The following is a 21,333-nucleotide window of genomic DNA, read 5'->3' as shown; positions in this document are numbered from 1 at the left end:
ATGCGGAACTTCATTGTCCGGACGCACCCCTCGAAATAGAACCGTGTTTCTACTTACTAAATAAATAGAAAATCATTTGCAATCATCAATCCACTTTCATAAGATCGTCTCCAACAAAACAGGGAGACAACTCATGGCCCAAGCACACCCGGCGCCTCGCACGCCTCTTCGCAAAGCCCTCTTCGCCGCAGCCACGCTGGCTGCCGCATCGCTCGCACTACCCTCCTCTCCCGCGCTGGCGGACAACGAGCGCATCGCCGCGCTCTTTCACAACATGGCCGAGCCGTTCTTCGTGTTCATGAACCGCGAACTGCAGGACGAGGCGAAGAAGCTCAAGGTCAAGCTCAGCGTGGTCGACGGCCAGGCGAGTTCGCCCAAGCAGACCTCCGATGTTTCGGTGGCCATCACGCAGGGCGTGGACGGCCTCATCATCGCGCCGACCGACGCCAAGGCGATGACGCCCGCGCTCAACGAAGTGCTCGGTGACAAGATCCCGGTCGTGACGGTCGACCGCCGCGTCGACGGCGCGAAGAGCCCCATTCCCCACGTCGGCGCCGACAACGTGGCGGGCGGCCGCATGATGGCCGAGTGGGTCGTGAAGAACTTCCCCGACGGCGCCAGCATCGTCTTCCTGACCGGCCAGCCCGGCAGCAGCTCGGGCATCGACCGCGCCAAGGGCGTGCACGACGCCTTCGCCAAGGCTGGCCCCAAGTACAAGATCGTGGCCGAGCAAACCGCCAACTGGGCGCGCGACCAGGGCCTCACGGTGACGCAGAACATCCTCACCTCGCTCGCGGGCAAGCCGCCGCAGGTGATCCTGTCCGCCAACGACGACATGGCGCTCGGCGCCGTGGAAGCGATCCAGTCGGCGGGCCTTGCCAGGCAGCGCATCAAGGTGCTGGGCTACGACGCGTCGCCCGATGCGCTCAAGAAGGTGCGCGACGGCGAAATGGCGCTCACGGTCGAGCAAAGCCCGGGCAGGCAGATCCGCACGGCGCTGCAACTGCTGGTGGCCAACATCCGCAACAAGACCGAGATCAAGTCGGTCGGCATCGAGCCGATCCTCATCACCAAGAGCAACCTTTCCGAAGCTGCACGGTCCGGCGAGCTCAAGTGATGGCCGCGCAGTTGCTCAAGGCGAGGGGCATCCGCAAATCCTTTCCGGGCGTCAAGGCGCTGGACGGGGTGCAGCTCGACGTGGTCGCGGGCGAGGTGCACGCGCTGCTCGGCGAGAACGGCGCGGGCAAGTCGACCCTGCTGAAGATCCTGGCGGGCGCGCAGCCGGCCGACGAAGGCGCCATCGAGTTCGAGGGCCAGGCGCTCTCGCCCGCCGACACGCCCATGCTGCGCCAGCGCACCGGCATCGTCACGATCTACCAGGAGTTCAACCTGCTGCCGGCGCTGTCGGTGGCCGAGAACATGTACATCGGCCGCGAGCCGCTGCGCAACGGGCTGATCCACTGGTCGCGGCTGTACGAAGACGCGGGCAAGGTCATTCGCGACCTGGGCATCGACCTCGATCCGCGCGACGCGGTGCGCTCGCTGAGCGTCGCCAAGCAGCAGATGGTCGAGATCGCCAAGGCCATGACCGTCAAGGCGCGGCTGATCGTCATGGACGAGCCGACCGCCGCGCTGAGCGGGCGCGAGGTCGCGCAGTTGCTGGGCATCATCCGCGACCTGAGATCGCGGGGCCTGGGCATCATCTACGTCTCGCACAAGCTCAACGAAGTCAAGGCCATCTGCGACCGCTTCACGGTGTTCCGCGACGGCCGCTACGTGACGACGGGCGCCGTGGCCGACGCCACCGTGAACGACCTGGTGCGCCACATGGTCGGGCGCGAGGTGGTGGGCGTGAAGCGCCGGGCGTCCGGCGTGCTGGGCGAAGTGGTGCTGAAGGTCGAGGGCGTGAGCCGCCTGAAGGCCGTCTCGGGCACCAGCGCGACCTCGCTCTCCGACATGTCGGTGCATGTGCGCGCGGGCGAGATCGTCGGCTTCGCCGGGCTCGTCGGCGCGGGCCGTACCGAGATGGCGCGCGTGATCTTCGGCGCCGACCCCTGCGACAGCGGCACGGTGCGCGTGCTCGACAAGCAGGTGGTGCTGCGTTCGCCCCGGGACGGCATCGACGCGGGCATCGTGCTCGTGCCGGAAGACCGCAAGCAACAGGGCTGCTTTCTCTCGCACTCGATCCGCCACAACATGACGCTGCCCAACCTCGGGCGCCTCAGCAAGATGCGGTGGTTCGTCGACGAAGCGGCCGAGACCCGGATGATCGAGGAATACCGCCGCAAGCTCTCGATCAAGATGTCCAGCGACAAGGCGGCCATCGGCACCCTGTCGGGCGGCAACCAGCAGAAGGTGCTGCTCGCGCGCTGCATGGCGCTGAACCCCAAGGTGCTGATCGTGGACGAGCCCACGCGCGGCATCGACGTCGGCGCCAAGGCCGAAGTGCACCAGGTGCTGTTCGACATGGCCGCGCAGGGCGTGGCGGTGATCGTCATCTCGTCCGAGCTTCCCGAGGTCATGGCCGTGAGCGACCGCATCGTGACCTTCATGAACGGTGCCATCACCGGCTCCACGCCGGGCAGCGAAGCCAGCGAAGAACGACTGATGAACCTGATGGCGCTGGGCACCCGGCCCGAGGCCGAGCTGGCCCTGGCGGCCTGAACCGCAGCGCACGGGCTTCCGCCAGACACGCGCACAGAAGCCCCCATAAGGAGAGACAACCATGACTTCCATCGCCGCCACGGCGCCCAACCCCAAGGGGCCCAAGGAGCGCAAGCACGACCTCATCGGCTTTCTCGAGAAGTACGGCGTGCTGCTGTTCCTGGTGCTGCTGATCGTGCTCTTCGCGTCGCAGAACCCGCGCTTCATCTCCCTGCGCAACATCTCCAACATCCTCACCGAGGTGTCGATCTACGGAATCATCGCGGTCGGTATGACCTGCGTGATTCTCACGGGCGGCGTGGACCTGGCCGTCGGCTCGCTGCTGGCGTTCTCCGCCATGTGCGCGGCCTCGGTCTTGGTGATGCTGGGCGACACCTTCCCGGTGAGCTGGCTCGTGGCGCTGGTCGTCGCCTGCGCGGTCGGCACGGCCGCGGGCTACCTGCACGGCAAGACCATCACCAAGCTCAACGTGCCGCCTTTCATCGTCACGCTGGGCGGCATGACGATCTGGCGCGGTGCCACGCTGATCCTGAACGATGGCGGCCCGATCAGCGGCTTCGACGAAGGCTTTCGCTGGTGGGGGCGCGGCGACGTGCTGGGCATTCCGGTGCCGGTGATCGTGTTCGCGCTGGTCTCGGCAGCCGGCTGCATCACGCTGCGCTATTCGCGCTATGGCCGCTCCATCTACGCCGTCGGCGGCAACCCGGAGGCCGCACGGCTCTCGGGCCTGGACGTGAAGCGCATCGTCGTCAGCGTGTACGTGGTGGTGGGCCTGCTGGCGGGCCTCAGCGGCTTCCTGCTGGCGGCGCGGCTGGGCTCCGCCGAGGCGGTAGCCGGCATTTCCTACGAGCTGCGCGTGATCGCGGCCGTGGTCATCGGCGGCACCAGCCTCTTCGGCGGGCTGGGCGGCGTGGGCGGCACGATCATCGGATCGATCCTGCTGGGCGTGCTGCTCAACGGGCTGGTGATGCTGAACGTCTCGGCCTACTACCAGCAGGTGGTGATCGGCGTGATCATCGTCATCGCGGTCGCCTTCGACACCTACGCCAAGTCCCGCTGCAGCGGCAAGCACTGAACGGCAGCAGACAGACAACCACAAAAAAAAGCATGCACACACTGAACATTCCCGAAGGACGCCGCCACGACCTGGCGTGCCTGGGCCGCCTTGCGGTCGACCTGTACGCACAACAGATCGGCAGCCGGCTCGAGGACGCCACCAGCTTCTCGCGCTACCTGGGGGGCTCGTCCGCCAACATCGCATTCGGTGCGGCCCGGCTGGGCCTGCGCGCGGCCATGATCTCGCGCGTGGGCGATGAGCAAATGGGCCGCTTCCTGGTCGAGGCGCTGCAGCGCGAAGGCTGCGACGTCTCGCAGGTCCAGGTCGATGCGCAGCGCCTCACTGCGCTGGTGCTCCTCGGCATCAAGGACCGCGACACCTTTCCCCTGCTCTTCTACCGCGAGAACTGCGCCGACATGGCGCTGGACGCCGCGAGGATCGACGGCGACTTCATCGCGCAATGCCGCGCGCTGCTGATCACCGGCACGCACCTGAGCACGCCGACGGTGCAGGCGGCCTCCGTCGCCGCGCTCGACCACGCCGCCCGGCACGGCGTGCTGCGCGTGCTCGACATCGACTACCGCCCCGTGCTGTGGGGCCTCACCCAGCGCGGCGAAGGCGCCAACCGCTTCGTGCCCGATGCGGCGGTCACCGGGCGGCTGCAGGCCATGCTGCCGCGCTTCGACCTGCTGATCGGCACGGAAGAAGAATTCCTCATCGCCGGCGGCGTGCCCGGCGACCTGATGGCCTCGCTGCGCGCGGTGCGCGGCGTGACGGCCGCGGCCATGGTGGTCAAGCTCGGTGCTGCCGGCTGCTGCTTCATTCCCGGCGCCGTGCCCCGGCGCATCGACGACGCGCCCACCGTGCGCGGCGAACGTGTCGAGGTGCTCAACGTGCTCGGCGCGGGCGATGCGTTCGCTGCCGGCCTGCTCGCGGGCCTCTTGCGCGGCCAGGGCTTCGAAGCGGCGGCGCGGCTGGCCAACGCCTGCGGCGCGATCGTCGTCTCGCGCCACGCCTGCTCGGCCGCGATGCCGACGCCGGCCGAGCTGGACCACTGGTTCGGCGGCAGCCGCAACCCCAAGGTCGATGCCGACACGCGGCTCGCCCACCTGCACCGCACCACCGCCGCGCGTGCGCAGTGGCCTTCGCCGGCCGTGCTGGCCTTCGACCACCGCGCGCAGTTTGCCGAACTGGCGCGCGAAGCCGGCACCGACGAATCGCGCCTGCCGCGGCTCAAGCAGTTGCTGGTCGACGCCACGGCCCGCGTCGAGCAAAGCCACGCGCTGCAAGGGCGCGTCGGCGTGCTGATCGACGGCAGCTACGGCAGCGATGCGCTCGCCGCCGCCACGGGGCGCGGCTGGTGGGTGGGGCGGCCGGTGGAGCTGCCGCTGTCGCGCCCGTTGCGCTTCGACGGCACCCTGTCCATCGGCTCGCAACTGGCGCAGTGGCCCATCGAGCAGACAGTAAAGTGCCTCGTCTACTACCACCCCGACGACCCGGCGCCCTTGCGCCTGGAGCAGGAATCCCGCTTGGGCGAGCTGTGGGAGGCCACCCGCGCGAGCGGCCACGAGCTGCTGCTCGAACTGATTCCGCCCGCGGACAAGCTGCCCGCCGAAGACACCGACAACGCTCGCGACGCGGTGGTGCTGCGCTCCGTCGAGCGCCTCTACAACCTGGGCTTCCGGCCCGAATGGTGGAAGCTCTCGCCGATGGCGCCGGCCGCGTGGGACCGGTTGGCGCAACTGGTCGCCGAGCGCGATCCCCAGTGCCGCGGCGTGGTGATCCTCGGGCTCAATCAGCCCCTTGCCCAGTTGGTGCGGGGCTTTGCCGCCGCCACCAACCCGATCGTCAAGGGCTTCATGGTCGGGCGCACGCTGTGGGTCGTACCGGGCCTGCGGTGGCTGCGTCAGGAGATTGACGACGAGGCGCTGGTCGGCGAGGTGGCGGGCCACTTTGCCGAACTGGTCGAGGCATGGGACGGATCGCATCCATGACGAACAAGACCCAACGCATCACGATGGCACAGGCGCTGGTGCGCCACCTGGCGGCGCTGCGCGTCGAGATGACCGACGGCACGCTCGCGCCCTATGTCGGCGGCGTGTTCTCCATCTTCGGGCACGGCAACGTGGCCGGACTGGGCGAAGCGCTGGCCGCCGAGCGCCATGCCCTGCCGACCTTGCGCGCCCACAACGAACAGGGCATGGCCAACGCCGCGGTGGCCTACGCCAAGACGCAGTTCCGCCAGCGGATCATGGCGGTCACCACCTCCATCGGCCCTGGTGCGACCAACCTCGTCACCGCCGCCGCGCTGGCCCACGTCAACCGGCTGCCGGTGCTGCTGCTCCCCGGCGATGTCTTCGCCTCGCGCGCACCGGACCCGGTGCTGCAGCAACTGGAGGACTTCGGGAGCGGCGACCTGAGCGTCAACGAGTGCCTGCGCCCGGTGACGCGCTACTTCGACCGCATCGTGCGGCCCGAGCAGATCCTCTCGGCGCTGCCCCGCGCCATCCAGACCCTGACCGACCCTGCGCAGTGCGGCCCGGTGTGCCTGTCGCTGCCGCAGGACGTGCAGACCGAGGCCTTCGACTGCCCCGAGCATTTCCTGCACCCCGAGACGCTGCGGTTCCGGCGCACGCCGGCCGATCACGGCGAACTGGCGCGTGCCACCCATCTGCTGCGCGCCGCGGAGCGGCCCTTGCTCGTCGTAGGCGGCGGCGTGCTCTACAGCCAGGCCTGGGACGCACTGCGCGCCTTCGCCGAGGCCCACGGCGTGCCCGTGGCCGAGACACAGGCCGGCAAGGGCAGCATGCACTGGGATCATCCGCTCAACCTCGGCGCCATCGGCGTGACCGGCTCGCCGGCAGCCAACGCCCTGGCGCGCGAGGCCGACCTGGTGTTCGCCGTCGGCACGCGGCTGCAGGACTTCACCACCGGCTCGAACAGCCTGCTGGGCCACGTGGCGATGCTGAGCCTGAACGTGCAGGCCTTCGACGCCACCAAGCGCGGCTGCACCTCGCTCGTGGCCGATGCGCGCGCCGGCCTCGAACAGTTGCAGGACGTGCTGGCCGGCTGGCATGCGGCACCGCAATGGACCGCGCGCACCCGCGACCTCGCGGCCAGCTGGGTGGCGCGCGTGACCGAGCTGACCACGACACCGCCGCAGGGCGAACTGCCCTACGACGCCGAGGTGATCGGTGCGGTGCGCGATTCGGCAGCCGATTCGCCGGCCAACGACATCGTCGTGTGCGCCGCCGGCACGCTGCCCGCCGAGCTGCACAAGCTCTGGCGCGCGGGCGCGCCCGGCGGCTATCACATGGAGTACGGCTACTCCACCATGGGCTACGAGATCGCGGGCGGACTGGGCGTGAAGCTCGCGCGGCCCGAGAAGGAAGTGATCGTCATGGTGGGCGACGGCTCCTACATGATGATGAATTCGGAGATCGCCACCTCGGTGCTGCTGGGCCGCAAGCTGATCGTGGTGGTGCTCGACAACCGGGGCTACGGCTGCATCCACCGCCTGCAGCGCGCGAGCGGATCGCCGCAGTTCAACAACATGCTGGACGACTGCGTTCCCGAAGGCGGCAACGCCTCGGCCATCGACTTCGCGGGGCACGCCCGCAGCATGGGCGCAGGGGCGGTGCATGTGGAAAACATCGCCGGTCTTCGCGAAGCCCTTCGCGCCGCCCGCGCCGCCCACGGCACGCAGGTGATCGTGATCGACACCACCGCCGAACGCACCACCGCCGACGGCGGCTGCTGGTGGGAGGTGGCGATTCCCGAAGTCTCGGCGCGCGCCGAAGTCAACGAAGCCCGCGCGCGCTACGAAGCCGCCAAACGAGATCAGAAACTGTGAACCCGGTCGCGGGAGAAAACCACGCCATGAACACCTGGAACGTCCGCCTCGGCATCAACCCCCTCTCGTGGATGAACGACGACCTGCCCGCCCTCGGCGGTGCGACGCCGCTGTCCACCGCGCTGCGCGAGGGCGCGGAGATCGGCTACGCCGGCTTCGAACTCGGCAACAAATTCCCGACCGAGCCCGCGGCGCTGAAGGCGACGCTGGCCGAATACGGGCTGGCCTGCGTCTCGGGCTGGTACTCCGGCCACCTGGCCGGGGACACGGTCGATGCGGAGATCGACCGCGGCGCCGCCCACATGGAAAAGCTGCGCTTCAACGGCTGCAAGGTCGTGGTCTATGGCGAGGTCACCGGCTCCATCCAGGGCCGCATGGACACGCCGCTGTCCAAGCGCCCGCGCTTTGCGGGCGAGGCGCAATGGGCCGCCTACGCCGCGCGCCTGAACGCATTCGGCGAACACCTGAAGGCGAAGTACGGCATCACCCTCGCCTATCACCACCACATGGGCGCGTATGTCGAATCGCCGCAGGATGTCGACCAGTTGATGGCGCTGACCGATCCGGCCTGCGTGTCGCTGCTCTTCGACACCGGCCATGCCTACTACGGCGGCGCGGACGACCCGGTGGCGCTGCTGCGCAAGCACGTGCATCGCGTGGCACACGTGCATTGCAAGGACGTGCGCGCCGGCGTGATCCGCCAGACGCGCAACGAGGGCCTGTCGTTCCTGGACGGCGTGCTCAACGGCACCTTCACCGTGCCGGGCGACGGCGATCTCGATTTCGAAGCCGTGCTCTCGGTGCTGCGCGAAGCCGGCTACGAAGGCTGGCTCGTGGTCGAGGCCGAACAGGACCCAACGGTCGCACCCAGCTATGCCTGCGCGAAGAAGGGCTACGAGACCCTGCGCGGCATCGTCGACAAGATGGCCGCGACGCAGGCGCAGGCGGAGGTGCACTGACATGGCACTCAGCCCCCTCCTCGTGAAGGCCACGGCGGAAGGCCGCACCGTGGTCGATGTGACGCCCGAGCGCGCCGGCTGGGCGCACGTCGGCTTCAAGGTGCTGCGCCTGAAGAAAGGCGAGACGGAATCCCTTTCCACCCGAGACCGCGAACTCTGCATCGTCGTGCTGACCGGCACGGTCGACGTCGAAGTGGACGGCCGGCGCTACACGCAGTTGGGCACGCGCGGCAGCGTGTTCGACCCCGTCTCTCCCGCCGCGGTCTATGTGCCGGGCCACGCCGCCGTCGGCATCCAGGCCAGCCGCGATGCCGAGGTGGCGCTGTGCACCGCGCCGGCGGGCCGCCAGAAGCGCGAAGCGTTCGTGATCGATGCGGCCGCGATGAAGCGCTCGGTGCGCGGCAAGGGCAGCAACACGCGCCACGTCTGCGACATCCTGCCGCACGACGATCCGCGCGCCGCGCACCTCCTGGTGGTGGAGGTGCTCACGCCCGCGGGCAACGCCTCCAGCTATCCGCCGCACAAGCACGAGCGCGATGCGCTGCCCGAGGAAACGATGCTCGAGGAAACCTACTACCACCGGCTGAACCCGCCGCAGGGCTTTGCCTTCCAGCGCGTCTACACCGACGACCGCAGCCTCGATGAGTCCATGGCCGTGGAGAACCACGACACGGTGATGGTGCCGCGCGGCTACCACCCGGTGGTGGCGCCGCACGGCTACGACCTCTACTACCTCAACGTGATGGCCGGCCCCGGCCGTTACTGGGCGTTCAAGAACGATCCGGCGCACGAGTGGATGCTGCAGCCGGACGCACAGGACCGGCTGGCGGCCAAGCGCAGCTAGCTGCCCCTCCCTCCCCCTTCTGCAATTGCATCGCACCGCATCGGCCAGACGGCCGGTGGGGGATGCCTTTGCCTGAAGACATCGCGTGCCTTCCCTTCCACAACCAACAAGAAAACAGAGGAGACTTTCATGAGAACAAGACCGAACCGCCTGTCTGCCGCCATCCTGATGCTGTCGGCCGGCCTGTGCCTCCAGGCGCAAGCCCAGGACCCGCAATCCGACGAACCCCCGCAGGCCGAAGCCAAGGACCCCACCAAGGAGTTCGTCAAGAAGATCAACGACGCCACCGGCCTGGAGTTCTGGGGCTACGGCCGCGGCGGCTTCTACAGCGCCGGCACGGGCAAGCTCAAGGGCGGCTACACCCTGGGCGGAGACCTGCAGAAGTACCGCCTGGGCAACGAAGGCGACAACGACCTGGAGTTCGGCATCGGCAAGAAGTTCGACCTGGGCGAGGGCATCAAGTGGGGCGTGTTCTACATGCCCACCATCTACAACGGCAAGGGCGGCACCGCGCAGGCCTACTTCTCCCTGGCCGGCATCTTCGGCAACGCCGCAACCCTCTGGGCCGGCCAGCGCTACCGCCGCATCCAGGACGTGCACATCGTGGACAAGTGGGTGGTGGAGGACGGCGACAACTACGGCGCCGGCATCGACGACATCCCGCTGTGGGGCCTGGGACGCCTGAACATGGCCCTGCACACCGCAGACTCGGTGGACAACCAGGGCGGCAACCCCAACAACGCCAAGCGCATCAACGTGCAGTGGCGCGACATCCCCACCAACCCGGGCGGCAAGCTGGTGGTGACGGGCGGGTTGATCTCGGGCGACTTCGCCCAGGGGCGCGACGGCGGGGCGCTGGGACTCATGCACCTCCAGAAGAACTTCCTGGCGCAGGGCCTGAACAACGTTTTCATCGCACAGGGTTCCAGCGGCCATGCCTCGCTCAGTGGCAAGTTCTACAACCTGGACAACGGCACGACGACCACGGGTCTCTTGCTGCCGCCGGGCTTCGGCTTGGAGAACACGCTGCCCTTTGCGCCGCTGGTGGAGCGCACGGTGATCACGCCGCAGGCGGGTGCCAGGCAGCGGCGCATCCTGGATTCGATGGACTTCCAGTTCGGGCGCTTCGGTGGCCAGGGCCTGATCGGCTACCAGACCACGCGCCCGGACAACGGCCCGGAGACCAAGGACTTCTCGCTGGGCGGGCGGCTCTCCTACGGCATTGCCAAGTACACCAAGCTCCTGACCGAGCTCTCGACCACGCGCCGCAGTACCGACGACCAGCCGCGCCAGACGCTGAACAAGGGCACGATCGCGGTGGCGTTCTCGCCCAACACCGATTTCTGGACTCGGCCGGAGTTCCGGATCTACGCCACGCGTGCGAGCTGGAACAAGGCTGCGGGTGACGCCAACGCCACCAGCTTCGGGGCCAATGGGCGCATGAACGCGACCACCTTCGGCCTCCAGATGGAAGCATGGTGGGAGTGAATCGCAGGCTCCATGCTTGTTTGTTCGGTTGAACAGGCGTGCCGATTGACAAAAAACTGCAACGCGGTCCTGGCATACATACAAGGAACCAGCAGGCACATCAGGTCGGGCTCGACACCAATCACGATGAGAGACACCGAATAGGCGAGAGCCTCTAGGCGTCCGCGCCGAAGCCAGGTGGTGATGCCAGTGCCCTCTACGGGTCTTACCGAGGCGGCTACATCGGCGTCGCGCTACTGTGGCGTTGGGGGTGGTCGACGGCATCCGCTCAGTTCGGTTCCCTTCGGCACAGGCAATAGATGAACATTTGAACGGTTCCAAACGGTGTGTGGTGTTCCTCGCGCTCCTGCTTCAGGAGCGTGAATGGAACCCCGAACTCGGCATGTAGCCCGTGCGGGCTGTAGCGCATCACCGGCAGCCCGCTGCACTTTTCCGGACCGTCCTCGGCAAACGTCGCCACGATGACGTAGCCGCCCGGCTTGACGGCATGCAGCACCGCCCGGACATAGGCCTCGCGCTCCTCGCGAGTCGTGTGGAAGTGGAAGACGGCCCTGTCATGCCACACAGCGTAGGCGTGCTCCGGAAGCTCTATCCGCGTGATGTCGCCAGCAAGCCAGTTGACGTCCCCCGCACGCACACCCAGCCGCATTCTGGCCGTCATCAGCGCCGACTCGGACAAGTCGAGCACGGTGAGACTCGAGTAGCCCTCGTCGAGGAGGTCATCGACCAGTGTCGAGGCGCCTCCACCAACGTCGATGATGCCTGCATCGCTCGCGGCCCCAGTGTCCTGAATGAGTTGCACGGACTGACGCGCGTGCTCCTGAAACCAGCTGACACCGGTCGCCGGCCTTGTCGAGTAGATCCCTTCCCAGTGCTCCTTGGACTGCATGCGAACCGCCTGCTTGATGCCTTCGCGATGAAGATGCCCGCAATGTACCGGCTCGGCCATTTCATTGGAGTCAAGAGGGGATGGCCGACAGCTACACATGCGGCTGAAGCTGTAGGCTTATCCAGTGTTTTGCGTCGTCTACCGATTGCGCCGCTGGGGCGAGAAGCTACCCGTCGAGGAGGTGAAGGCGCGCCCCGGAGCCGGGGTGGTGATCCTCGAGCGAATTCACGGAATGAATGAGGGTTGGGCCCAGTTCTTCGACCCGCGCGAGAGTGGTCCGGCGAAAGATGAGCTGTGCAGTGCGCGCGTCACGAAGATCGCCAAGGGCGGCATGCTGATCGACGGACTGGGAGCGGCACGCTGGCAAGGCATCGACACGGCAGAAATTCGCGACAGCCTCCAGCTCGAGGAACCGCCAGAACCATGGCGGTTGCAGAAGCATCCTCTACCAACGCTGTATGGCTGTCGCGACGCAGATTACCTCGATTCTCTTATGCCGACCTGACCAATCAGCGGCGATCCCATACCGAACAGGGTATCGATCGAATCCTGCAGGGTCACTACAGTCAGAGCATGGCAAAAGATTCGAGATACTTCACCGCGAAGGAATTGGAACAGTTGCTGACTTCGGAGGATCAGCGTCACCTGTCGGCGGAAGACATGGAGTGGCGCATGACGTGGATCGGGATGACCATCTTCACCCTCCTCCTCCTCGTGGCCCAGGCATACTTCGCCATCTGAGGACAGCGGATTCCCTAGCTTGCGCGACTTAGAAGCCGGTTCACGGGCTTCGTCAGGTCATCGGCGTCCAGCCACTCGTGCAGCTTGTTGGTTGACAGCTCCTTGATCGGGCCGACCTTGATTGAAGCCGGGCGGGAAATGCTTCGCGTACCCTGCCCTCGCCTCCTGCCGGTTCATGAAGCCCAACAACACCTTGTGCTCATCGAAGGCACCCTTCGCATCGACCTGGTCGACGGCGAAGGCGCGCTTCGATCGCCCGCCAGCCTCCCACCCTGCTGAATTCTCACCTTGATTGACGCGCTCTCCGGCTAAGCGCGACCCCGTGACGCCGGCACAGCGCTCCAAGGCGGCGCTGGTCAAGGCAGCCCGTCACACCCTGGACGATGGCACCCCGTGCACAGCTTCTTGTTCTTGGCCCTGATGGCCGAGCTCGCAACCATCGTGCGCAATACCTGCCGAGCCCCGCAAGCCGGTCCCGGCGCCCCACCTTCCAGGTCCTCACCACGCCCAACGCGAAGCAGCAGCCGGCGCTCGACTTCATCCAGCAGATTCAGTTGTAGACAGCAGCCGGCCCCCCGATCTCACGCCAAGTCGTTGTGGTGCAAAGGCAAACTCGCTTCGCGCTTAGGGAATCTCGAGTTAGTGGCCTAAAGGAGCCATGACGGAAAAATGGTGGCATCAGCTTTGTCAATTGAACGCTAACTCAGTTCAGGCAATCGGACTACCCGCCACTGCGCCAATTCAATTGACCATTTGGTTTCGGGCGCCGTGAGCCATCGGTGCCGTGCCACTCCAACGCCTGAAAGCCCGCGTGAACGCGCGCTGCTCGGAGAAGCCGAGCAGGAAGGTGATCTCCGTCACGGATAGTTTCGGTCCTTCAGATAGCGCTGGGCCAGATCGACGCGTGTCTGGTCAAGCAAGCCGCTTTAGGTCAAGCCCTCGTCACTGAGTTTTCTTTGCAGTGACCACCGACTCACGAAGATGGCCCCAGACCATGCGACGGGTTCCAATGTGCCTTGGCGAAAAGCGGCGAGTTGTTCGGCCAGCATGACGTCAAATGTGACGGCAGGTGCACGGTTGCGAATGCAATCGGACCTTACGAGATTCTATTCTTCATTTACTTCTCCCTTTCAGCCCTTGGAGCCCGGCCGAGAAAGGTTACCTCTAGTATCAAACTGCCCCTGAATTCGGGGGACACGTCAATGCTAGTTCACCGCGACCAGAATTCGTCATATAGAAGGGTAAGCCTCAAAGTCTGGAAAATGCAGCCAGCGTCTGTAAAACAACAATAAGAGCGCCATTTGCAATACCCATCCAATGGGAAAGAATCAGATCGAAGCCAGCCGTTCCAACCCTGAAGCCTCCTGCAATTCCGAAGACTCCCAAATGTTGCAATCGGAAATTCAACGCCTCGAACAAACGAGACTTCACTATTCAACGCACGACCGGTGCAAAACAATGAGGCGCACCAAAAGCATTGATTGATAATGGACAGCGTCAATGCCTGGCCAAGATAACTAGGGCGCTCACGTGGATGGTTAAAGGTTGCAGCAAATTGCTTAATGCGGCCACCCCGCACGTTTTGACTTGCAAGCTGATTCAGTCCAGGATGGATTATCAGAAACCGAGCCCCTAGGACTCTAAACGCAAGCAATATCCCGGCAATTAACCGAGAGAAGTTACCAATAGAATCGGGGAGCCCTGCGAATTCTGCACGACATTCCAGCCGGTTATGGCCACAATAGCTGCCAACAAAAATAGCCCCAGCAATCCCAGAATGCGGTCAAAGGGACACAAACCACATTCGCTTCCCGACTTGGGTATGCTTTATAACATAGGCAACCTTAATCAAGTCACCCCCACTTGAACTAGGCATTGCCAGATCGAAAAAAGAGCCAATCATTCGTCCAGCGAAATGCCAGAAAAAACGAATCACATATCTGCTGACTTCTCATTCGATCAGCAAACGGCAGGAAACAATAAGGTAAGTTGGCAGCATGAACAGAAAAGCGAACATCAGCCAGTGCCATCTTTCGTCTAGAGCTCCAGAAAATAGAAGAAAAACAACTGAAATCGCGAAAGCCGACTTAAACCAATTGAAGACAGTTGTCTAACGATGCGGAAACCAACCGAGTTGGAAAGCGTAGTCATCTATTCTCTCCGCTCAAGTTCAATCAAGGCAAACATTGCCCAAGCATTTTCGGGGTAAAGTTTTTCAAGTCTCCTTATGGGACGATACATCCATCCGGGCATGAATCCGCGCATGGATACGCCGCCGGAAAGTAGATATGCGAGAGGCATCGTTGGCTCGATACGGTTGATCTGCCATTCCGGAAACATTGCTTCGAAAGTTGAGCGATCGCGTTCAAAAACAATCCAAGGTAAAGCCCCATTTGCGCCAGAAAGCGGGCCCGTGCTCGGGATTGTCCAATCCGCTTCAGGGAGAAACGGTTCGGAATGAAGATGGGTATAAACCCAGCTTGACCATGAAGTCTTCCATGGCTCAATCATCACAATCTTTCCACCAGGATGGATGCACCGAATTGCCTCACGAAAGAAATTTTCCACGTTCGGAATATGATGCAATACGTCGGTCATGACGATTGCGTCCAATGAGCCATTTTGAAAAGGCAGTTGGCAGGCATCTGCCACGATTCGTACACCTGGAGTTTCAAGTATCTCGCTGGTGATTAGATCCGGACAATATTCCGCCATGAATCCAGCGCCAGATCCCAGTTCCAGAACGCGCTTCCTCTCCGGCAGAGCGTTTAAGATGCGTGCGTACCACTCCTCATACAGCAAAGACAAAAATGGCTTTTGCTTGATAATGTCGCGCCTTAAAAGAGTTGTCCTGGGATCGTCAACGGATAAGCCAGCTGTCAGTGGATGTTCTAACAGCCTTTTCAAGAAACCCATATGGCCTCACAAAATAAACTTGATGCGGCGGGCGGCAAATACCACCATCCTCAAAAGCAGCAAACCGTGCTTCCAGCGTTGAATGTTTGTCTCGCCATATCTTCTTGCGCGATAACGAACAGGAACTTCCATGATCTTCAAATTCAGTCGGGCTGCACCAAAAAGAAGATCGAAATCTCCAAACGGATCAAAATCGCCAAAGTACGACCGATTAGCGACGACGCGTAGATAATCCGTTCGACACAGCACTTTGGTGCCACAGAGAGTGTCTCGAATGGGCTGCCCCAGAAGCCAGCTAAATGCCGCCGCAAAGAACTTATTGCCAATTAAATTGGCAAATCGCATTGCGTCGTCTTCCATTGGATAGACCAATCGCACACCGTTGACAAACTCGGCATCTCCATTCGCCATAAGGACATAGAAACGAGGCAAATCCTCAGGCGGAACGGTAATGTCCGCATCAAGAATCATCAAGATGTCGCCGGTCGCGACGTCGAATCCGGCGCGAACCGCATCTCCCTTGCCTTTGCCTGACTGCTTGAGTAGCTTGCAATTTCTTTGAGGATTTTTTCTAATTGCGCGTTCGATTGCGTCGTAGGTATCATCAGTGGAATTACCTTCCACAAAGATGATTTCTGTACCGCCACCCATCTCCGGGATACGTTCCACAAGCTCATCAATATGGCCGGACTCATTTCTGGCTGCGACCACTACGGATACTGTGGGAGGCTTCGCTGATACCAATTTATTCAATGGCCGGGCCACGATAAAATTCACCATCGCCAAAGCGCGGAAGGGAAACAGCTTCGCCAAAAAGCGATTTGCAATATTCGATACAAGAGGAAGAGGAAGCGGCAATATCAACTCTTCAAAGCCGCGTAAAACCTGGAAACCGGATATCTCCACAAGATTTTTCATGTCGTGTCGCGTTAGCCAATTCTGATTAAGATTTGGCGTGGCAAGTCCCAGTTTTCGCGCCAACTGCAATGGACCTTTCCATAACTGACTCCGAAAACTGAAAACCAAACGCGTGCTGGAATTGCAGTAGCTATTCAACTGCTGAAGCACCAACTGCACATCCCATAAATCATTGACGAGGTCGCAGGCGACAATGTAGTCAAATGTTTTGTCTCCAAGATTAAGTGAATGCGCATCCGCCACGGAAAATTCCAGTTCCGGATGGCGAGATTTGGCTTGTTCAATTACTTTGGAAGAAAAATCAATGCCTACCCCATGCGCTGGCTTCAATGCTGCCAGCAAGTCTCCTTGACCGCATCCGACTTCAAGAACTGACGCACCTTCCGGGATGATATGGCGGACGACTTTTTGCAAAATTTTGCGGTAGTAGCCGCCCCATGATGAAGCCTGAGTAGTCGCCACCCCGTCCCAAAATGTACTACGCGTTGTCCGATAGTTTGACGCTTCGCTCTGAAAGGTCTCAATTTTCATTTCGATTCTTCTTTAGCTATTGGGACAAGAATGCGCAGGCCATTCCAGTCACGTTTAGATTTCGCATCGAAATCAGCAGCCAACAAATCGCCAGTACCTTGGTTATAAACCCCAAATGCCAATCCGGTCGATCTTTTATTGCTGAGCGCGAATGGGAAATCAACCGTGTCGTGCCGCCACTCACGGTCTGATTCGAAAGGTTCATACGGATAAAGAGGAAAATCCCTGTTATAAATGATATTTCCTTCATCATCGACGATATGAAAAAACATTATTCTCTTTGCATCTAGATTTGGCTTCGATTTCCACCAAACCTCCACCTTTATTCCTTCGTTCAGGCGTACGAGTTTAAGGCTATGTATTTCATAATTGCCGGAGAACGAAATATTGGATAGCTCAGTACTCTTATCTTTTTTTATCTCTGCCGCGCCCCACCAAACAGGTTCATTGGCCAAAACGAATTCATCTCGCCATGAATGTGACGCAACAAATTTATAAAGTTGCTCACGAAACAACAATCGATCATAAATTCTCAGGAGACGCAGTTCGTTACTTTCTGAAAGAATTTCAATTCCAGCACCTTTACTCGAGCCATTTAACCATGCTTGAAAGATATTCGACTCATCTTCAAATGTGGCGATGTGACGCGCCATCATTTGACTATGAGCAATTTTCTCGTCCATTTTACGTATTAAAATATATTCGCTTGTCAGGAGTACATTTTCTCTAACGGCAAATCCGGCTATCCAATCTTGCGGGCGCTGAACGGTAAAGGTTGGCTGATCTGGATTTATAATTTCCTCATACATTCCGACATTCTCGAAAACGGTAGCGGAAATGCCGGATGCAAAGGAATATAGCTTTGGTCTAGCCTGCTCGCTTCTCAATTTTTGAATAAAGTCATTGGCCTGAGCAACTACATCTTTTCCTTTCCCAACTGCGACATTAACTCCAGTTATTTTTTGCCATTTTTCAGAAGGGACGTCCTGTATAAGCAGGGCAGCTAGATTCACTGCAGGAAATACAGAAACTATCAAAAATAGTGCCTCCACTATGCGTGGCGATTTTTCCCAGGCATGGGTTGCTACCGGGATCAGCATTACAAAACCCATCAGCATGAACGGATAAAAATAGCGGATTTGATTGCCGCCGGACTGAGCCACCAACCAATACCAAGCCCCGATCCCCCAGATAGAAAAGCAAACAAAAATCAAGGCCTTGATCCTTGTTGGGATGCCTACCCCGCTTTCTCTCTTGCTTACGCTTGCTGTTGTCAGAAGACAGATGAGGATGCCCGCACTCCATATAACAATGGCTTCGCCAGAGCTTGCATGACCCCACAAGAGCAGTTCTCCGAATGAAACTGCCAGCACGCTTTTCATAATGATCAAAGCTTGCTGCGCGAAGGATAAGTTTTCCTGGGAAATGTATTTTGATAAAGTACAAAGCGCAATTGCGGTCCCATAGATAACTATCGCGCTTAAACAACCCCACCGCAGATACCCCGATAGGGATCGCGTGATATTTCCTTGTTCCCTAGCGCGTTTTATCTCTAACGAAATAAGCGCAAACCAGCTCACGGCAAGCAATGCCATTACCATGAGGCCCGATGGTTTTATGAATAGTGTAAGTACGGCCAATATCCAACCGCTGATAAGCCAAAAAATTGACGTATTGTTAAGACTTCTGATAACAGCAGCGGTAGCTATGGCCGCAATGCCAGCTTGAAAATTATCAACCAAACCCCATCTGACTGGTTCAGGAAAGGTTTCAACCATATCCAGATGGTAAAACATCGGTAAGCTGGTAAACAGCAAGGCCGTGCTGGCCACCTTCCAACTGCCTGGCCGATGCAAGGTTGATCCTGCGGCTAGGTAGGCAGCAAATGCAACAGATAGAATTGGCAGGAAAACCGAGCGAAAATGAAATCCACGATAATCCAACGTGAACCCAAATGGATACGACATTAATATCGTGCCTGGGGGACGTGCTGTTGGCTCAATATCAAGTGGATTAAAGGGTTGGCCTTTATTCCATGCTTGCCAAAAATTTATGGCTTTCTGCATGTAGCTCAATGGGTCATACAATGGTGGCTGATTACTATTGACAACATGCTGCCAAATAGTCAGCCCCAGAAATATGAGCCATGTAATCACTATCAAATGCGGCAACCAGCGAGGCAAACTTGTGTGAGACAGTCGAATATGGCTTCTCCCAATTGCCTTTTGAGTATTGCTTGAAATTTTCATGTATTTATATTGATAGTCTCTGATTCACTGTGCTTCTTACCCGTGCCCACGGACGGTTGGGTGACTCGATCATGAGCCGGCGTGAGGTCTCCCCCGAATTCGGTCGTGTCTTAACTAGAGCCGGGCTGCTATCGGCCTTTGAACTGACCTCATTTTGACGAACTCACTCGGGGTCAGGTTACCGCGAGCGACCTGTGTGCCCGGCAGGTGTCGTAGTTTTCCAGCCAAGCCTGTCGGACGCCGGGTTGCGACTTGCCACCAATGCCGTGCGCGATCGCATAGCGGAACACCTGGGAGCACATCTGCAGGCAGCGGTTGGCGATGTCCAGCGCACCGCGAGCCTCGATGGCCTTCACCATCCGCACCCGTTCCGGCGCCTCGACGCTCGCCACCGGCCGCGAGCCTATCGCCGGGAATACATCGGCCACTATCCGGGCAATCACGTACTGCGCATGCCGGTCGCTACGGGCGCTTTTCCCGTGCTCATGCTACTGGCTCGCAACCGACTCGAAGGAATGCGCGCTGACGGCCTCCTGACGTACCAGCGCGAAATCGTGGATTCACGGATGCCCATGCATACCCGTGCGGACGCAAAAAAGCCCGCTACAGAGGGGACTGTGCGGGCTTTTCATGTTTTCGCAGGCCGATGCGGACCGTCAAAAACTCATCTTTGGAGGAGAGGGAGGGATTCGAACCCTCGGTACGTTCGCACGTACGCCTGATTTCGAGTCAGGTACATTCGACCACTCTGCCACCTCTCCGGTGTCTGTCGAGCCTACGATTATAGCAGCCTCTTTGAGCCGCCTTGAAACTCAGGCGCGAAGAACCGCGACGCCCCCAAGATACGGTTGCAATGCCTCAGGCACATTGATCGAGCCGTCCTCGTTCTGGTGGTTTTCCAGCACCGCGACCAGCGTGCGGCCCACCGCGAGGCCGGAGCCGTTGAGCGTGTGGACCAGTTCATTCTTGCCTTGCGCGTTCTTGAAGCGCGCCTGCAAGCGCCGCGACTGGAAAGCCTCGCAATTCGACACGGAACTGATCTCGCGATAGGTGTCCTGCGCCGGCAGCCAGACTTCGAGGTCGTAGGTCTTGGTGGAGCCGAAGCCCATGTCACCGGTGCAAAGCAGCACCACGCGATACGGCAGTTCGAGCGCCTGCAGCACGGCCTCGGCGTGGGTGGTCATTTCCTCCAGCGCTTCGTAGCTCTTGCCGGGATGCACGATCTGCACCATCTCGACCTTGTCGAACTGATGCTGGCGAATCATGCCGCGCGTGTCGCGCCCGGCGCTGCCGGCTTCGGAACGGAAGCACGGCGTGTGGGCGGTGAGCTTGATGGGCAGGGCCGACTCGGCCACCACCTCGTCGCGCATGAAGTTGGTCAGTGGCACTTCGGCCGTCGGGATCAGGTAGAGCGCCGAATGATCGGGAGCCGGCTCGCCGTCCTGGCCGCCCTTCTTCGCCGCGAACAGATCGCCCTCGAACTTGGGCAGTTGGCCGGTGCCGCGCAGCGTGTCGGCGTTGACGATGTAGGGCACGTAGCACTCGGTGTAGCCGTGCTGTTGCGTCTGCAGGTCGATCATGAGGTGGGCCAGCGCGCGGTGCAGGTGGGCGATCGGCCCCTTCATCGCGGCGAAGCGCGAACCCGACAGTTTTACGCCCATCGCGAAGTCCAGGCCGAGCGGCTCGCCGAGGTCGACGTGGTCTTTAGCGGTGAATCCGAGCGGCGTGGCCGAAGCCCCGACGCCGCCCTTCGGCGCCCAACGCCGGATTTCGACGTTGGCATGTTCGTCCTCGCCGACCGGCACGCTGGCATGCGGCAGGTTGGGCACGGCCAGCAGCAAGGCCTGCAGTTCGGGCTGGATCGCTTCGAGGCGCGTGAGCTGCGACTCCTGCTCTGCCTTGAGCGCGTTGACCTCGGTCATGAGCGCATCGACCGATTCGCCCTTGGCCTTGAGGGGCCCGATCTGCTTGTTCAGCGTGTTGCGGCGGGCCTGGATTTCCTCGGTGCGGGTCTGCAGCAGCTTGCGCTCGGCCTCGAGGGCGCTGAAGGCGTCGACGTTGAGGTAAGGCTGAGGGGTCTTTCGCGTTTCAAGGCGCGCCACGGCCGAAGCCAGGTCCTTGCGTAACAGGGTGATATCGAGCATGCCGCGATTTTAGGAGGGGATATTGCCTGCCTCCGTTCACGGCATGGGGTCGCGGCGCGGGTCGCGCGGATTTACCATGA

17 protein-coding genes, 1 tRNA gene and 1 pseudogene are annotated in these 21,333 nt (G+C 61.2%); 10 read left to right on the top strand and 9 right to left on the bottom strand.

Annotated features, from left to right (window positions below):
- Window positions 1-133: 133 nt before the first annotated feature.
- From WKW80_RS31255 to WKW80_RS31220, 8 genes are all read left to right on the top strand, one after another.
- Window positions 134-1,117, top strand: coding sequence for a sugar ABC transporter substrate-binding protein (locus WKW80_RS31255; RefSeq protein WP_340367486.1), 984 nt, complete (start codon window positions 134-136; stop codon window positions 1,115-1,117).
- The gene (locus WKW80_RS31250; protein ID WP_340367485.1) at window positions 1,117-2,664 is read left to right on the top strand and encodes a sugar ABC transporter ATP-binding protein; all 1,548 of its coding nucleotides are present in this window, start codon (window positions 1,117-1,119) and stop codon (window positions 2,662-2,664) included. Before WKW80_RS31255 ends, WKW80_RS31250 begins: the two co-directional genes overlap by 1 nt.
- Before the next feature lie 61 nt (window positions 2,665-2,725).
- Window positions 2,726-3,739, top strand: a complete 1,014-nt coding sequence (locus tag WKW80_RS31245; RefSeq protein ID WP_340367484.1) for an ABC transporter permease — start codon at window positions 2,726-2,728, stop codon at window positions 3,737-3,739.
- 32 nt (window positions 3,740-3,771) lie between these two features.
- Window positions 3,772-5,715, top strand: coding sequence for a bifunctional 5-dehydro-2-deoxygluconokinase/5-dehydro-2-deoxyphosphogluconate aldolase (locus WKW80_RS31240; RefSeq protein WP_340367483.1), 1,944 nt, complete (start codon window positions 3,772-3,774; stop codon window positions 5,713-5,715).
- On the top strand, window positions 5,712-7,574 hold the full coding sequence (iolD, locus tag WKW80_RS31235; protein ID WP_340367482.1) for a 3D-(3,5/4)-trihydroxycyclohexane-1,2-dione acylhydrolase (decyclizing): 1,863 nt from the start codon (window positions 5,712-5,714) through the stop codon (window positions 7,572-7,574). The genes WKW80_RS31240 and iolD overlap by 4 nt, the downstream gene beginning before the upstream one ends.
- Window positions 7,575-7,600: 26 nt before the next feature.
- The gene (gene iolE, locus WKW80_RS31230) at window positions 7,601-8,533 is read left to right on the top strand and encodes a myo-inosose-2 dehydratase (protein ID WP_340367481.1); all 933 of its coding nucleotides are present in this window, start codon (window positions 7,601-7,603) and stop codon (window positions 8,531-8,533) included.
- 1 nt (window position 8,534) lies between these two features.
- The gene (gene iolB / locus WKW80_RS31225) at window positions 8,535-9,377 is read left to right on the top strand and encodes a 5-deoxy-glucuronate isomerase (RefSeq protein WP_340367480.1); all 843 of its coding nucleotides are present in this window, start codon (window positions 8,535-8,537) and stop codon (window positions 9,375-9,377) included.
- 129 nt (window positions 9,378-9,506) lie between these two features.
- A complete protein-coding gene (locus WKW80_RS31220) occupies window positions 9,507-10,865 on the top strand; it encodes a carbohydrate porin (RefSeq protein WP_340367479.1) in 1,359 nt (452 codons plus the stop codon).
- A gap of 268 nt (window positions 10,866-11,133) precedes the next feature.
- On the opposite strand, the gene WKW80_RS31215 is transcribed toward WKW80_RS31220, so the two are convergent.
- Window positions 11,134-11,814 (bottom strand): methyltransferase domain-containing protein, encoded by a 681-nt coding sequence (locus WKW80_RS31215; protein WP_340367477.1) that lies wholly within the window; start codon window positions 11,812-11,814, stop codon window positions 11,134-11,136.
- 64 nt (window positions 11,815-11,878) lie between these two features.
- On the opposite strand from WKW80_RS31215, the gene WKW80_RS31210 reads away from it, so the two are divergent.
- Window positions 11,879-12,259: a hypothetical protein gene (locus WKW80_RS31210; protein ID WP_340367476.1), complete on the top strand. Its 381-nt coding sequence runs from the start codon at window positions 11,879-11,881 to the stop codon at window positions 12,257-12,259.
- A gap of 68 nt (window positions 12,260-12,327) precedes the next feature.
- A complete protein-coding gene (locus WKW80_RS31205; RefSeq protein WP_340367475.1) occupies window positions 12,328-12,495 on the top strand; it encodes a hypothetical protein in 168 nt (55 codons plus the stop codon).
- A gap of 57 nt (window positions 12,496-12,552) precedes the next feature.
- Here the strand turns inward: WKW80_RS31205 and WKW80_RS37500 are convergent, their stop codons facing one another.
- From WKW80_RS37500 to serS, 8 genes and pseudogenes are all read right to left on the bottom strand, one after another.
- Window positions 12,553-12,840: a hypothetical protein gene (locus WKW80_RS37500; RefSeq protein WP_422823000.1), complete on the bottom strand. Its 288-nt coding sequence runs from the start codon at window positions 12,838-12,840 to the stop codon at window positions 12,553-12,555.
- 396 nt (window positions 12,841-13,236) lie between these two features.
- Window positions 13,237-13,368: pseudogene (locus WKW80_RS37495) on the bottom strand (helix-turn-helix transcriptional regulator); the annotation flags it as partial.
- 1,278 nt (window positions 13,369-14,646) lie between these two features.
- A complete protein-coding gene (locus WKW80_RS31200; protein WP_340367474.1) occupies window positions 14,647-15,411 on the bottom strand; it encodes a class I SAM-dependent methyltransferase in 765 nt (254 codons plus the stop codon).
- A 6-nt stretch (window positions 15,412-15,417) separates the two neighbouring features.
- On the bottom strand, window positions 15,418-16,860 hold the full coding sequence (locus tag WKW80_RS31195; protein ID WP_340367473.1) for a glycosyltransferase: 1,443 nt from the start codon (window positions 16,858-16,860) through the stop codon (window positions 15,418-15,420).
- Entirely contained in the window at window positions 16,857-19,109 is a 2,253-nt protein-coding gene (locus WKW80_RS31190) for a hypothetical protein (protein ID WP_340367472.1), read from the bottom strand. Before WKW80_RS31190 ends, WKW80_RS31195 begins: the two co-directional genes overlap by 4 nt.
- Before the next feature lie 173 nt (window positions 19,110-19,282).
- A complete protein-coding gene (locus WKW80_RS31185) occupies window positions 19,283-19,552 on the bottom strand; it encodes a phage integrase central domain-containing protein (protein ID WP_340367471.1) in 270 nt (89 codons plus the stop codon).
- A 228-nt stretch (window positions 19,553-19,780) separates the two neighbouring features.
- A tRNA-Ser gene (locus tag WKW80_RS31180) sits at window positions 19,781-19,870 on the bottom strand.
- Between the two features lie 51 nt (window positions 19,871-19,921).
- Entirely contained in the window at window positions 19,922-21,253 is a 1,332-nt protein-coding gene (serS, locus tag WKW80_RS31175) for a serine--tRNA ligase (RefSeq protein WP_340367470.1), read from the bottom strand.
- Window positions 21,254-21,333 lie beyond the last annotated feature (80 nt).

This window comes from Variovorax humicola (genome assembly GCF_037889915.1).
In the GTDB taxonomy this organism is placed as follows: domain Bacteria; phylum Pseudomonadota; class Gammaproteobacteria; order Burkholderiales; family Burkholderiaceae_C; genus Variovorax; species Variovorax humicola.
Note: the sequence above shows the minus strand (reverse complement) of the source record. Positions and strands in the feature narration are given on the sequence as shown.

Excerpts from the sequence above, each read along its gene's own strand:
- WKW80_RS31200 (WP_340367474.1), bottom strand. The coding sequence starts at position 15,411 with ATGGGTTTCTTGAAAAGGCTGTTAGAACATCCACTGACAGCTGGCTTA.
- WKW80_RS31195 (WP_340367473.1), bottom strand. The coding sequence starts at position 16,860 with ATGAAAATTGAGACCTTTCAGAGCGAAGCGTCAAACTATCGGACAACG.
- WKW80_RS31220 (WP_340367479.1), top strand. The coding sequence starts at position 9,507 with ATGAGAACAAGACCGAACCGCCTGTCTGCCGCCATCCTGATGCTGTCG.
- WKW80_RS31255 (WP_340367486.1), top strand. The coding sequence starts at position 134 with ATGGCCCAAGCACACCCGGCGCCTCGCACGCCTCTTCGCAAAGCCCTC.
- serS (WP_340367470.1), bottom strand. The coding sequence starts at position 21,253 with ATGCTCGATATCACCCTGTTACGCAAGGACCTGGCTTCGGCCGTGGCG.
- WKW80_RS31205 (WP_340367475.1), top strand. The coding sequence starts at position 12,328 with ATGGCAAAAGATTCGAGATACTTCACCGCGAAGGAATTGGAACAGTTG.
- WKW80_RS31190 (WP_340367472.1), bottom strand. The coding sequence starts at position 19,109 with ATGAAAATTTCAAGCAATACTCAAAAGGCAATTGGGAGAAGCCATATT.
- WKW80_RS31240 (WP_340367483.1), top strand. The coding sequence starts at position 3,772 with ATGCACACACTGAACATTCCCGAAGGACGCCGCCACGACCTGGCGTGC.
- WKW80_RS31215 (WP_340367477.1), bottom strand. The coding sequence starts at position 11,814 with ATGGCCGAGCCGGTACATTGCGGGCATCTTCATCGCGAAGGCATCAAG.
- iolE (WP_340367481.1), top strand. The coding sequence starts at position 7,601 with ATGAACACCTGGAACGTCCGCCTCGGCATCAACCCCCTCTCGTGGATG.
- iolD (WP_340367482.1), top strand. The coding sequence starts at position 5,712 with ATGACGAACAAGACCCAACGCATCACGATGGCACAGGCGCTGGTGCGC.
- WKW80_RS31245 (WP_340367484.1), top strand. The coding sequence starts at position 2,726 with ATGACTTCCATCGCCGCCACGGCGCCCAACCCCAAGGGGCCCAAGGAG.
- iolB (WP_340367480.1), top strand. The coding sequence starts at position 8,535 with ATGGCACTCAGCCCCCTCCTCGTGAAGGCCACGGCGGAAGGCCGCACC.
- WKW80_RS31250 (WP_340367485.1), top strand. The coding sequence starts at position 1,117 with ATGGCCGCGCAGTTGCTCAAGGCGAGGGGCATCCGCAAATCCTTTCCG.